Source organism: Kitasatospora sp. Ki12 (assembly GCF_054601375.1).
In genome coordinates, this window is sequence record NZ_BAAIHT010000002.1 from 2,784,752 (window position 1) to 2,797,287 (window position 12,536).

Annotated in this window: 10 protein-coding genes; 9 read left to right on the forward strand and 1 reads right to left on the reverse strand. The window is 74.1% G+C overall.

The window, feature by feature from the left end; translation table 11 throughout:
- Positions 1-70: 70 nt before the first annotated feature.
- The 5 genes from ACYP53_RS29975 to ACYP53_RS29995 all read left to right on the forward strand — a co-directional run bounded on the left by ACYP53_RS29975 (position 71) and on the right by ACYP53_RS29995 (position 5,629).
- A complete protein-coding gene (locus ACYP53_RS29975; protein WP_189914669.1) occupies positions 71-1,051 on the forward strand; it encodes a hypothetical protein in 981 nt (326 codons plus the stop codon).
- A complete protein-coding gene (locus ACYP53_RS29980; protein WP_459649680.1) occupies positions 1,048-2,364 on the forward strand; it encodes a sensor histidine kinase in 1,317 nt (438 codons plus the stop codon). Before ACYP53_RS29975 ends, ACYP53_RS29980 begins: the two co-directional genes overlap by 4 nt.
- Before the next feature lie 17 nt (positions 2,365-2,381).
- Positions 2,382-3,134: a response regulator transcription factor gene (locus ACYP53_RS29985; protein WP_459649852.1), complete on the forward strand. Its 753-nt coding sequence runs from the start codon at positions 2,382-2,384 to the stop codon at positions 3,132-3,134.
- 147 nt (positions 3,135-3,281) lie between these two features.
- Positions 3,282-3,932 carry a Pr6Pr family membrane protein gene (locus ACYP53_RS29990; RefSeq protein WP_189914675.1) on the forward strand — a complete coding sequence of 217 codons (651 nt, stop codon included), beginning with the start codon at positions 3,282-3,284 and terminating at the stop codon, positions 3,930-3,932.
- Positions 3,933-4,297: 365 nt separating this feature from the next.
- Complete coding sequence (locus ACYP53_RS29995) at positions 4,298-5,629, forward strand: S41 family peptidase (protein ID WP_459649681.1); 1,332 nt, start codon at positions 4,298-4,300, stop codon at positions 5,627-5,629.
- Positions 5,630-5,659: 30 nt separating this feature from the next.
- Here ACYP53_RS29995 and ACYP53_RS30000 read toward each other — a convergent pair whose 3' ends face one another.
- Entirely contained in the window at positions 5,660-7,267 is a 1,608-nt protein-coding gene (locus ACYP53_RS30000) for an ABC-F family ATP-binding cassette domain-containing protein (protein WP_189914679.1), read from the reverse strand.
- 520 nt (positions 7,268-7,787) lie between these two features.
- On the opposite strand from ACYP53_RS30000, the gene ACYP53_RS30005 reads away from it, so the two are divergent.
- From ACYP53_RS30005 to ACYP53_RS30020, 4 genes are all read left to right on the forward strand, one after another.
- Positions 7,788-9,011, forward strand: a complete 1,224-nt coding sequence (locus tag ACYP53_RS30005) for a trypsin-like serine peptidase (protein ID WP_189914681.1) — start codon at positions 7,788-7,790, stop codon at positions 9,009-9,011.
- Positions 9,012-9,167: 156 nt separating this feature from the next.
- The gene (locus tag ACYP53_RS30010) at positions 9,168-10,805 is read left to right on the forward strand and encodes an ABC-F family ATP-binding cassette domain-containing protein (protein ID WP_459649682.1); all 1,638 of its coding nucleotides are present in this window, start codon (positions 9,168-9,170) and stop codon (positions 10,803-10,805) included.
- Positions 10,806-10,936: 131 nt separating this feature from the next.
- A complete protein-coding gene (locus ACYP53_RS30015; protein WP_373313686.1) occupies positions 10,937-11,620 on the forward strand; it encodes a nitroreductase family protein in 684 nt (227 codons plus the stop codon).
- A gap of 93 nt (positions 11,621-11,713) precedes the next feature.
- Positions 11,714-12,529 (forward strand): GNAT family N-acetyltransferase, encoded by an 816-nt coding sequence (locus ACYP53_RS30020; protein ID WP_459649683.1) that lies wholly within the window; start codon positions 11,714-11,716, stop codon positions 12,527-12,529.
- Positions 12,530-12,536 lie beyond the last annotated feature (7 nt).

Sequence of the window (12,536 nt, forward strand, 5' to 3'; positions counted from 1 at the left end):
CCCGCCGGGGGGAGGGGGATCGGGCCACGGGCGGAGGACCGGGGCCGGGGCCCGGCGCGACCGTAGCGGCATGAGGATCAACGAAGGTGTCGTACGGGCCGGGGCTGCGTGGACGGCGGTGGCCGCGACGGGACCGTACCTGACGCTCAAACTGCTCTGGCTGACCGGCCATCCGGTGGGGTCGGACAGCCCCGGCGAGATGGACGGCCTGTGGCTGGTGAACCTGCTCACCTTCGGGATGGACGCGATCGCCGTCGCCCTGGCGCTGGCCTTCGTACGGCCGTGGGGGCGACGGGTGCCGGCCGGGCTGGTGGCGTTCCCGATGTGGGTGGCGACCGGACTGCTCGGCACGATCCTGGTGGCGCTGCCGCTGTCCCTGCTGAGCTCCCTGCTGCTGGGGCCGGAGCAGGGCAAGGCGCCGGACGACAAGGGGCTCAGCGACTGGGTCTTCCTGGTCGTGTACGGCGGCTTCACGGTGCAGGGCCTCGCGCTGCTGACCGCCTTCGCCCTGTACGCCCGGCGGCGCTGGGCCGGGCTGCGCACCGACCGGATCGGCGACCTGCCGGCCACCGCCACGCTGACCGTGCAGCGCGCCCTGGCCTGCGTGGCCGCGCTGCTCGCCGCCGGGGTCGCGGCGGCCCGGGTGTACTGGGCGGCGGGCGGCACCGCCGGGGTACCGGTCGCGATGGCCCAGGAGCACAACCGGGGCATGGCGGTGATGGACGGGGTGACCGCGGCGATGGCGGTGGCCGCGGCGGCGGCGCTGCTGGTGCTGGTGTTCCGGGTCCGGCCGCGGCGGCGGCTGCTCGTCCCGCTGCTGGTGGCCTGGACGGCGGCCGGCTCGCTGTTCGGCTGGGGCAGCTGGCAGTTGGTGGCCTTCGGGGCGAGCACCACCCGGGTGACCGACCTGGGGCGGGCGGTGCCCGGGCTGATGCCACTGGTGCAGGCCGGCCAGGTGGTCGCCGGGGTGCTGGTGCTGGCCGTCGGGGCGATCGCGCTCACCGAACGGGGAACCCGCGACAACGCCGCTGACGTAGAGTCACCCAGGTGATCACGGGGGCGGGCACGCGGTGGCGACGTGCGGCGGGGGCGCGGTGGCGGCGTGCGGAGGGCGCGTGGTGGCGGCGTGCGGCCGGGGCGATGGTCGGACGGCGGGCCCGGCTGCGCTGGGTGCACCTGGTGCTGGGCGGCGCGCTGCTGATGCCGTACTGGCTGCTGTCGGTGGTGCTGCTCGGGGCGCTCAACCCGGCGCAGGGGCAGCCCCGGCAGCTGCTGATGCAACTCCTCGCGCTGTTCACCTCCCTGCCGATGGCCGCGGCCACCGCGCTGGTGCCGACGGTCCGGGGGCTGGAGGGCGCCGCCGCACGGGCGCTCTGCACGGCCGCGCGGCCGGAGGAGCTGGCCACCGGCCCGGCCCGCGCCTGGCCCGCCCGGTGGCGCACGGCGCTCTGGTTCGTGCTGCACGTGTTCTTCGGCGGAGTGGTCGCCGGGATGTCCCTGGCCGGGACGCCGTTCGCGGTGGTGCTGATCCTCAACCTCGACGGGGTCCGGGACTTCGTCGCGTTCTGGGAGGACCGCTTCCCCGGCTGGATGGTCACCGGCCCCACCCTCGGCGTCGGCGTCCTGCTGCTGATCGTCCTCACCAACGCCGGCTGCGGGGCGCTGCTCGCCCGCCTGGCGCCCGCCCTGCTCGGCCCCACCCCGGAGGAACGGCTGGTCGCCGCCGAGCGCCGGGCCACCGTACTCGCCCAGCGCAACCGGCTCGCCCGGGAGCTGCACGACTCGGTCGGACACGCGCTCAGCGCGGTCGGCATCCAGGCCTCGGCCGCAGCACGGGTCCTGCGCAGCAACCCCGACTTCGCCGCCGAGGCGCTGCACGCGATCGAGGAGACCGCGCGGGCGGCCGTCGCCGAACTGGACACCGTGCTCGGCCTGCTGCGCGAGGAGGACCCGGAGGCCACCGGGCCGGCCGGCCCCACCCTCGCCGGGCTGGACGACCTGCTGCGCCAACTGGCCCGCACCGGGGTGACGGTGGAAGCCGAACTCGCCCCCGGCCTGGCCGGCCTGCCCGCCCCGGTCTCCCGCGAGGCGTACCGGATCGTGCAGGAGGGCCTGACCAACGTGCTGCGGCACGCCGGCCCCGCCCCCGCCGGACTCCGGGTCGGGCTGGCCGGGGACCGGCTGGAGATCGAACTGACCAACCCGCTGGGCGCCACCCGCCCGAGCCGCCCCGGCGGCGGACGGGGACTGCGCGGGATCGGGGAACGCGCGACGGCCCTGCGCGGCGGCAGCACCGCGGGGCCGAGCGCGGACGGAACGACGTGGCGGCTGGCCGTCTGGCTGCCGGTGGGAGGAACCGCATGAGGGACGACGGGGGCACGGTGAACGGTGTGAACGCTGTGGACGGTGCCGGTGGCCCGAGCAGCCAGGGCGACCAGGGCGCTCCGGGCGACGTGGGCGACGGACGCGGTGCGGGCATCCGTGTGGTGATCGCGGACGACGAACGGCTGGTCCGGATGGGCCTGCGGGTGGTGATCGACGCCGAGCCGGACCTCACCGTGGTCGGCGAGGCCGCCGACGGCGCCGAGGTCGTCCCGCTGGTGCGCGAACTGCGGCCGGACGTGGTGCTGATGGACGTCCGGATGCCCGGCATCAACGGGATCCGGGCCACCGAGCAACTGGTCGGCGGGATGGCCGAACCGCCCAGGATCCTGGTGGTCACCACCTTCGAGCACGACGACCACGTGTACGACGCGCTGCGCGCGGGCGCCGCCGGGTTCCTCCTGAAGCGGGCACGGGCGGAGGAGATGGTGCAGGCCGTACGGCTGGTCGCGCGCGGGGACTCGCTGCTCTTCCCGACGGCCGTCCGCGAACTGGCGCTGCGCCACGGCGCGGACCGCCGCCGGGAGGCCGCGGTCGAGCGGGGACCGATCGGACGGCTGACCGACCGGGAGGGGCAGGTGCTGCGGCTGATGGCCACCGGGCTCAACAACGGCGAGATCGCGGCCCGGCTGGTGGTGAGTCAGGAGACGGTGAAGACGCACGTCGGCAGCGTGCTGGCCAAACTCGGCGCCCGGGACCGCACCCAAGCGGTCATCGCGGCCTACGAGTCGGGGTTCGTGCTGCCGGGCTGAGCCCGGCCGGAGGACGGTCACCGTACCTGGGTGTCGCACACCGGTTTCGCACACGGATTCCACCCCGCCGACACCGCGAGGTAAAGTGCGATTTTCCCCTCAACCGTCCGATACCTCCCGTATCGCCTGGAACGAACTGGTGGCCGCATGACAGTCCGGACCCGTCCCGCGCTCTGGTGGCGCATCGGCATCGTGCTCTCGGCGGGCCTCGGCCTGACCCTCGGGACAGCACCGCTGGTCTACTTCACCGTGCAGAGCAACGTGATCGTGCTCGGCTACTTCATCGGAGCGGTGTACTGGATGGTCCAGCGGGGCAGCGTGGACGCGCCCGCGCCCCGGCTGCGCGGCGCCGCCACCCTGTACATCCTGATCACCGGGCTGGTCTCGCACGTCCTGCTGCAGCACGGCGCCAACCCGCTGCCCGGGCTGGTCAGCGGGCCGGACAAGCTGGCCAACTGGTCCTCGTTCTTCCTGCACTACGTGACGCCGGTGATGGTGATCGTCGACTGGCTGGTGCTCAAGCCGCGCAACGCGGCGGCCTGGAAGGACATCCCGCTCTGGCTGGCCTTCCCGCTCGGCTACGCGGCGATCGTGCTCGCCCGCAACGCGCTCTTCGACGACTACCCGCTGCCCTACCCGTACTTCTTCTTCGACCCGACCACCAAGGGCTACGGCTACGTCTGGGGCCAGATCGCCCAGCTGACCGTCGAGTTCGTCCTGCTCGCCGCCCTCGTCATCGGACTGGACCGGCTCGGGACCCGGGTCGCGGACAAACTGCGGCCCGCGCCACAGGCCTGACGCCCCGGACGGCGGCCGGCGCCCTGGGCGGCCGCCGGCGGATTTCCACCCGCCGTCAAAACGGTTTGCTGTCGATACCCCCTGGGACCGTTCCGCCGGGGCCCCGGGTAGGCCCGGAGGAGGAACCGGGTACGGCGCGGCGGATGACGCCCCGGCGGCGGGGCCGGCCGTAGCGTCGGTGACAGCGGCGGCGGAGGGGTTCCGCGGGGGAGGCCGGGATTCGGCGGAGGCCGGAGATGACGCACGGGCCGACGAGGACACGCAGGGGAATCGGCAGGGCGGGGGCCGCGGTGGTGGCGCTCGCGACGGCGGCGGGGCTGGCGGCGCCGGCGGCGGCCGCGGACCGGGGAGGGCCGGGCAACCCCTTGACGGGGATCTGGCGGACGGACGGCTACGGCCTGGTGATCGCGGTCACCGGGGGCCGGCTCACCAGCTACGACGTGACCGGGCACAGCTGCGTGCCCGGCTGGATCACCGCCACGCAGTCCGGGACGCCCGGCCCGGACGGCACCACCCGGTACACCGTGGGCACCAACGCTCTGACGCTCACCCCGGCCGGGCGGAACCGGGCGGTCGAGCGCGAGGAGGGCGGGGTCGGAAGCAAGACGCTGGACCGTCTCGACGCGCTGCCGGCGCTGTGCGCCCGGCCGGCGCCGAACGACCCGCTCGCGGTCTTCGACCGGTTCTGGGAGACCTTCGAGGAGAACTACCCCTTCTTCGCGGCCAAGGGCATCGACTGGCACGCCGTCCGGGACGAGCAGCGGCGCAGGATCACCCCGACGACGACCGTCGAGGAGTTGCAGAACGTCCTGATCGACATGCTCCGGCCGCTGGGCGACGCGCACACCGGCCTCGCCCGGGTGGTCGACGGGGCGCCGAAACCGGTCTTCGGCGGACGGCGGCCCGGCTCGACGGTGCGCACCGACGAGCTGAAGGCGCGGGCCCTTCAGGCGTCGGCCGCCCAGCTGACCGGCCCGGAGCAGACCTTCGCCGGCGGCCGGCTCGGCGTGGGCCGGCTCCCCGGCGGCATCGGCTACTTCCGGGTGAGCAGCTTCGACGACTACACCGGCGGCGACTACCGCAGCCAGGTCGCCGAGCTGGACCGGGCCCTGGACGCCCTGCTGGCCGGCCCGGACCGGCCCACCGGACTGGTCGTCGACGTGCGGCTGAACGGCGGCGGTTCGGACGCGCTCGGGCTGCACATCGCCGCCCGGCTGACCGACCGCCCCTACCTCGCCTACCGGAAGGTGGCGCGGGACGACCCGGCCGACCCGACGGTGTTCACCCGGCCCGAACCGGTCACCGTGCGGCCCTCGGCGGGCGCGCACTTCACCGGACCGGTGACGATCCTGACCTCCTCGATCTCGGCCAGCGCGGCGGAGACCTTCACCCAGGCCATGACGGGCCGCTCCCCCCGGGTGCTCCGGATCGGCGAGAACACCCAGGGCGTCTTCTCCGACGTGCTGATCAAGACGCTCTCGCCGGAGCTCATGGTCGTCCTGCCGAATGAGAAGTACCTCACCAGGAGCGGCAGCACCTTCGACGGACCGGGCATCCCGCCGAACCTGCGCACCCCGGTGTTCACCCCCGGCGAGCTGGCCGCGCTCAGGGACTCGGCCCTGAGCACGGCCCGCCGGGTGCTCACCGAGGACGCCCGGGGTGAGCAGGGTGGCCAAAGCGACGGGAGCGAGGAGTAGCGGCAGTGCCCGCGGCCCCGGCCGGGTCCGCTACATCGGATCCACCGCCCTCAGTTCGCCGTCCAGCTCCAGCCACCTGGTCACGCCCAGGCCGCGCAGGAACGGCACGTCGTGGCTGGCCACGATCAGCGCCCCCTGGTAGGCGGCCAGCGCCTGGGTGAGCTGGCGGACGCTGGCGAGGTCCAGGTTGTTGGTCGGCTCGTCGAGCAGCAGCAGCTGCGGCGGCGGGTCGGCCAGCAACAGGGCGGCCAGCGTGGCGCGGAACCGCTCGCCCCCGGAGAGGGTGGCGGCCGGCTGGTCGGCCCGGGCGCCCCGGAACAGGAAGCGGGCGAGCCGGGCGCGGATCGCGTTGTCCCCGGCGGCGGGGGCGAACAGCTTGACGTTCTCCACGACGCTGAGCCCCTCGTCCAGCAGGTCGAGCCGCTGCGGGAGGTGCCGCAGCGCCACCGGGGCGGTGATCTCCCCCTCCAGCGGGGCGAGTTCGCCCGCGATGGTGCGCAGCAGGGTGGACTTGCCGGACCCGTTGCGGCCGGTCAGCGCGATCCGCTCGGGGCCGCGCAGGTCCAGCTCGGCGGTGACGCCGTGCGGCAGCCGGACCTTCTGCAGGGTGAGCACCGTGCGCCCGGCCGGGACCGCCGTACGGGGCAGGTCGATCCGGATCTCGGCGTCGTCCCGGACGGCCTCCTCGGCCTCGGTGAGCCGCGCCCTGGCCTCCTCCAACCGCTCGGTGTGCATGCCCTGGAGACGGCCGGCCGTCTCCTGGCCCTTGCGCTTGAGCATGCCCCGGAAGATGTGCGGGTCGTTGCGGGTGACCGAGCGCTTCTTGCCGTACGCGACGCTGCGGTCCAGCCGGGACCGGGCGTCGACCAAGTCCCGCTTCTGACGCTGGACGTCGGCCTCGGCGTTGCGCAGCAGCCGCTCGGCCGTCTCCTGCTGGGCGGCGAGCGTGCGCTCGTACGCCTCGAAGTTGCCGCCGTACCAGGTGACGTCGCCGTCCCGGAGGTCGGCGATCTGGTCGACGTGCCGCAGCAGCTCGCGGTCGTGGCTGACGACCAGCATCACGCCGTGCCACCCGGCCACCGTCTCGTAGAGCCGCTCGCGGGCGGCCCGGTCGAGGTTGTTGGTGGGCTCGTCGAGCAGCAGGACGTCGGGGCGGGCCATCAGCAGGGCGGCCAGCCGCAGCAGGACCGCCTCACCGCCGGAGAGTTCGCCGGTGGTGCGGTCGAGCCCGAGGCGCTGCAGGCCGAGCCGGTCGAGCGTGGCCCGGGCGCGCTCCTCGACGTCCCAGTCGTCGCCGACGGCGTCGAAGTGGCGCTGGTCGGTGTCGCCGGACTCGATGGCGTGCAGGGCCTCGCGGGCGGCGCGGACGCCGAGCGCCTCGTCCACCCGCAGCGTGGTGTCGAGCGTCAGGCCCTGCGGCAGGTAGCCGAGTTCGCCGTCGACCCGGACGGTGCCGCCGGTCGGGGTGAGGTCCCCGGCGATCAGCCGCAGCAGGGTGGACTTGCCCGCGCCGTTGAGCCCGATCAGGCCGGTGCGGCCGGGGCCGACGGCGAGGTGGAACCCGTCCAGGACGGGCTTGCCGTCGGGCCACTCGAACGCGAGGTCGGTGCAGAGGACGGCGGTGGTGGGTTGTGCCATGAAGGCCTCCCGGGTTGGTTGCCGAAGGGGTGGTGAGCAACACGGGGAGACACCGCGGGTGCGGAACCGGTACGGCCGGAGGAAGGAAGGGGTGACGTCACACGGAGGATCGCCACGGGGCCGTGACTGAGGTCGCACACTCGCGCACCACGCGGCAAGAGGGCCTGCGTGGCGGGGCGGTGTCCCGGGACCTCAGTAGATCAACGGCCTTCTCCTTGTCTGGCTGACGACCCTGACCACGTTAGGTACCCCGGAAGACGCGTGCAACCGGTTTTCCGGGCCGCGGCGGAGGCCGTTGGCGGAGGCTGCGGAGGAGGCCGCGGTCAGCGCCCCGACGATGGCCCGACGGAGGCTCCGTGCCGATCCGGTGCCGATCCGGTGACAGCCTCGTCCCAGCCGGGGTCGGGTTTAAGGACTTCCTTATCCACATGGCAGACTCCTCCACTGCCATACCTGCGGCCCCGGGGCCGCACCCGAGGAACGGGCCGTATGGCGGTAGTCAACAGGGGGATTTGAACTCATGTCACCGATATCCCGGCCGAGCCGAGCCGTCCTGGGCGCCTCCGTCGCCGCGCTGACCATGGTGGTCGCCACCGCGTGCGGACCGGACAACGCCGACCCGGCCGGAGCACAGACCACGGCTCCCACGGTCGCGGCCAGCGCCTCCGGCAAGCCGGGCGCGGCTCCGATCAAGCTTCCGACGGTCGAGGAGCTGAAGACCTGGAAGCTCGATGACTGGGACAAGTGGGCCCAGGCGAACGTCATCACCCCGGCGGTCAAGGGCTACTGGACCCTGCAGAAGCTGCTGAACGCCAAGCCGAAGCCGCTGCCGCAGGCCCCGGCCCAGGACCCGACGCAGGCGCCCGCCCAGCCGACCGCGCAGCCGACCAGCGCGGCCCCGGCCCCGGCCCAGCCCACCGCGGCGCAGCCGCCGGCCGGCCCGGACCAGATGCCCGCCATGGTCCCGGCGAAGCCCGTCGCGCACCCGTTCCCGAAGAACATGCACGTCAACGGCAAGATCTTCTTCAAGGACGGCAACGAGGACTACGTGTGCTCCGGCACCGTCGTCTCCGACCCGGCCAACCCGGGCAAGAGCAACCTGGTGTGGACCGCGAGCCACTGCCTGCACGGCGGCAAGGGCAACAAGTACTACACCGACATCACCTTCGCCCCGGCCTTCAACAGCAACGGCGTGCTGAGCAACGGCAACAAGCAGAAGTCCAAGCTGGACGACGCCGAGCCGTACGGCGAGTGGGGCGCGACCGCCGGCATGGTCTCGCCGCAGTGGACCGGCGAGGCCGACCCGGAGCACGGCGGCCCGTGGAGCCAGTACGACTTCGGCATCATCAAGGTCGCCAACCCCGACCCGAACGGCAAGTCGCTGGAGGAGACCGTAGGCGGCTCGGTGCCGCTGTGGTTCAACGCCCCGCGCGACCAGCTGGCCGCCGTCTCCAACTACGGCTTCCCGGAGGGCAAGCCCTTCGACGGCGTCGAGCTGGAGCACTGCGACGGCGGCAAGCCGTCCAAGAAGACCGGCGACCCGAGCCGCCCGGCGATGCTGCTGATCGGCTGCAACATGACCGGCGGCAGCAGCGGCGGCGGCTGGTTCGCGACCAAGGACGGCAAGCCGGCCCTGGTCAGCGACACCTCCATCGGCAACGGCGCGAACACCTACGAGGCCGGTCCGTACCTGGAGGACGTGGCCCAGCACATGTTCGAGTACTTCTCGAAGAAGGCCAAGTGATCCACCGGGGATGATCCCCACCGGTCCCGGGGGCCGCGGCTGCCACAGCCGCGGCCCCCGGGCCTTTCCGTCTCCCCGGGTTCTCCGTCCCCGGTCGGGGCCCTGCGCTCGGCTTTTTCCGGTGGCGCCCCCGCTCCTCTTACAATCGGCCCCATCATGAGCGCCACACTCGTAGTCAAGGACCTCAGCGCCGGCCACGGCGAACGCACCCTCTTCTCCGGCCTGGACCTGGTCGTCGCCCCCGGCGACGTGATCGGTCTGGTCGGCGTGAACGGCGCCGGAAAGTCGACCCTGCTGCGCCTGCTGGCGGGCCTGGACACCCCCGAGGGCGGATCGCTGCGGCTGAGCCCGGCCAGTGCCAACGTCGGCCACCTGCCGCAGGAGCCGGAGCGGCGCGAGGGCGAGTCGGTGCGCGAGTTCCTGGCCCGCCGCACCGGCGTCTCGGCCGCCCAGGCCGCGCTGGACGAGGCCACCGAGGGCCTGGTCGAGGGCCGGCCGGGCGCCGACGACGCGTACGCGGTCAGCCTGGACCGCTGGCTGGAGCTCGGCGGCGCCGACCTGGAGGAGCGGGCCGAGGAGGTCGCCGACTCGCTCGGGCTGAAGGTCTCGCTCGACCTGCCGATGACCGCGCTCTCCGGCGGCCAGGCCGCCCGGGCCGGCCTCGCCTCACTGCTGCTCTCCCGCTACGACGTCTTCCTGCTCGACGAGCCCACCAACGACCTCGACCTGGACGGCCTGGAGCGGCTGGAGGCCTTCGTCAAGGGCCTGCGCGCCGGCACCGTGCTGATCAGCCACGACCGCGAGTTCCTGGCCCGCACCGTGACCAAGGTGCTGGAGCTGGACCTGCACCAGCAGCAGGTCAACCTGTACGGCGGTGGCTACGAGGCGTACCTGGAGGAGCGGGCGGTGTCCCGCCGGCACGCCCGCGAGGAGTACGAGGAGTACGCCGACACCAAGGCCGGGCTGGAGGCCCGCGCCCGGATGCAGCGCGGCTGGATGGAGCACGGCGTGCGCAACGCCCGCCGCAAGTCCTCCGACAACGACAAGATGGGCCGCGCGGTGCGCGCCGAGTCCACCGAGAAGCAGGCCTCCAAGGCCCGCCAGACCCAGCGGATGATCGAGCGGCTGGACGTGGTCGAGGAGCCGCGCAAGGAGTGGGAGCTGCGGATGGAGATCGCCACCGCGCCGCGCTCCGGCTCGGTGGTCGCCACCCTGCGCGGGGCCACCGCCCGGCGCGGCGACTTCTCCTTCGGCCCGGTGGACCTGCAGATCGACTGGGCCGACCGGGTCGCCATCACCGGCGCCAACGGCGCGGGCAAGTCCACGCTGCTGGCCGCCCTGCTCGGCCGGCTCGAACTCGACGGCGGCAGCGCGACCCTGGGCTCCGGCGTGGTGGTCGGCGAGGTGGACCAGGCGCGCGGTCTGTTCCTGGGCGGCGAGCCGCTGGCGGAGGCCTTCTCCGCCGCCGTGCCGGAGCTCTCGCCGGAGGACGTCCGCACCCTGCTGGCCAAGTTCGGCCTCAAGGCGGTGCACGTCATGCGCCCGGCCGGCACCCTCTCCCCGGGCGAGCGCACCCGGGCCGCGCTGGCGCTGCTGCAGGCCCGCGGGGTCAACCTGCTGGTGCTGGACGAGCCCACCAACCACCTGGACCTGCCCGCGATCGAGCAGCTGGAGTCCGCGCTGTCCTCGTACACCGGCACCCTGCTGCTGGTCACCCACGACCGGCGGATGCTGGACACCGTCGCGGTGAACCGGCGGATCGAGGTCCGGGACGGGCGGGCGCACGAGCTGTAGCCGTCCCGTGGGCGGGCCTGCCCGTGGGACGGCCCGCCCGTGGACCGGTCTGCCCCGCCCAGGGTCGACCCGGGCCGCAGATTGGTCTCTACCTCTTCCCGGAGGGGCCGTCATGTGCTGTGCTGTCCGCCATGGTTGACAGTGCAGAGAGCGCCGTGGCGGGGACGTCCCACCCGACCGTCCCCCTCACCCCCATGACGGTCCCGGCCCACGAGGCCGAGGCCCGCAGCAGGTCCTTCCACGACGTGATGGCCCAGCGCCGGACCGTCCGCGACTACTCCACCCGCCCGATCCCGGACGGGGTGGTCGAGTGGGCGGTCCGGACCGCGAGCACCGCCCCCAGCGGCGCGCACGTCCAGCCCTGGCGGTTCGTGGTGATCACCGACCCGGAGCGCAAGCGGCGGCTGCGCGAGGCGGCCGAGGCCGAGGAGCGCGAGTTCTACGGGCACCGGGCGTCGGAGGAGTGGCTGGCGGCGCTGGCGCCGATCGGCACCGACTGGCGCAAGCCGTTCCTGGAGGACGCGCCCGCCGTGATCGTGGTCTTCGAGGTGCACAAGGGACCGGACTCGCCGCGCCCGTACTACACCAAGGAGTCGGTGGGGATCTCGGTCGGACTGCTGCTGGCCGCCCTGCACCAGGCCGGGCTGGCCACGCTGACCCACACCCCGAGCCCGATGAGGTTCCTCAACGAGGTGTGCGACCGCCCGGCCGAGGAGCGGGCGGCGTACGTGATCCCGGTCGGCTACCCGGCCGAGGGGGCGCGCGTGCCGGACCTGCGGCGCAAGGAGCTCGACGAGGTGATGGTCCGGCTCTGACGCGCCGGGGCGGCGAGCCCGCGCGCCCGCCGTCAGGGGGTCCGGCGGGGGCCCGGATGGTGACAGGTCCGGGCCAAGGACATAATCGCCGACATGAGCCAAGCGCAGCCACGGTCCTGTGACCCGACCCCGGCCCGAGGGGACCGCACGGCCGACCGGGACCGCACCGCCGACCGGGAGCGGGCGGACGACCGGGAGCACACCAGCGACCGGGAACAGGCCGGCGAACGGGACCGCACGGCCGACCGGGAGCGGGCGGCCGGCACCGCGCCGGCGGCCGGACGGGCCCGGACGGCCGCGGAGGTGACCGCCGGGCGCCCGCCCGAGCTGCTGCGGCTGCCCGGCGGCCTCTGGCTGCGCCGCCGCAGCAGCACCCACGCGGTGGCGCTGAACCGGGCCGTCCGCGCCAACCTGGACCACCTGCGGCCGTGGATGGAATGGGCGGCCGAGGCCCCCACCCGGGCGCAGACCGCCGAGCTCACCCGGGCCGGCTCCGCCGCCTGGGAGGCCGGCACCGACTTCATGTACCTGGCCGGCCTGGACGCCGAACCCGGCGGCGTGATCGGCGCCTTCGGCCTGCACGGGCGGATCGGCCCGGGCGCGCTGGAGATCGGCTACTGGGTCGCCACCGGCCACGTCGGCCGGGGCATCGCCACCACTGCGGCCGGGGCGCTGACCGAGGCCGCGCTGGCCCTGCCCGGGATCACCAGGGTGGAGATCCGCTGCGACCGGGCCAACGCCGCCAGCGCCGCCGTCCCGCGCAAGCTCGGCTACCGGCTGGACCGGGTCACCGCGACCGCCGTCCGGGCCCCGGGCGAGACCGGCCGGCAGCTGGTGTGGGTCAAGGAGCGGCCCGGGGCCGCCCCGGACGCGGCTGTCCGGAACGGCCACGACTCGGACGGTCGGTAGCGCTCGC

What these genes read in the sequence shown, in the direction of transcription:
- ACYP53_RS30020 (WP_459649683.1), top strand. Translation starts at nt 11,714, where the DNA reads ATGAGCCAAGCGCAGCCACGGTCCTGTGACCCGACCCCGGCCCGAGGG.
- ACYP53_RS30005 (WP_189914681.1), top strand. Translation starts at nt 7,788, where the DNA reads ATGTCACCGATATCCCGGCCGAGCCGAGCCGTCCTGGGCGCCTCCGTC.
- ACYP53_RS30010 (WP_459649682.1), top strand. Translation starts at nt 9,168, where the DNA reads ATGAGCGCCACACTCGTAGTCAAGGACCTCAGCGCCGGCCACGGCGAA.
- ACYP53_RS30015 (WP_373313686.1), top strand. Translation starts at nt 10,937, where the DNA reads ATGGTTGACAGTGCAGAGAGCGCCGTGGCGGGGACGTCCCACCCGACC.
- ACYP53_RS30000 (WP_189914679.1), bottom strand. Translation starts at nt 7,267, where the DNA reads ATGGCACAACCCACCACCGCCGTCCTCTGCACCGACCTCGCGTTCGAG.
- ACYP53_RS29975 (WP_189914669.1), top strand. Translation starts at nt 71, where the DNA reads ATGAGGATCAACGAAGGTGTCGTACGGGCCGGGGCTGCGTGGACGGCG.
- ACYP53_RS29990 (WP_189914675.1), top strand. Translation starts at nt 3,282, where the DNA reads ATGACAGTCCGGACCCGTCCCGCGCTCTGGTGGCGCATCGGCATCGTG.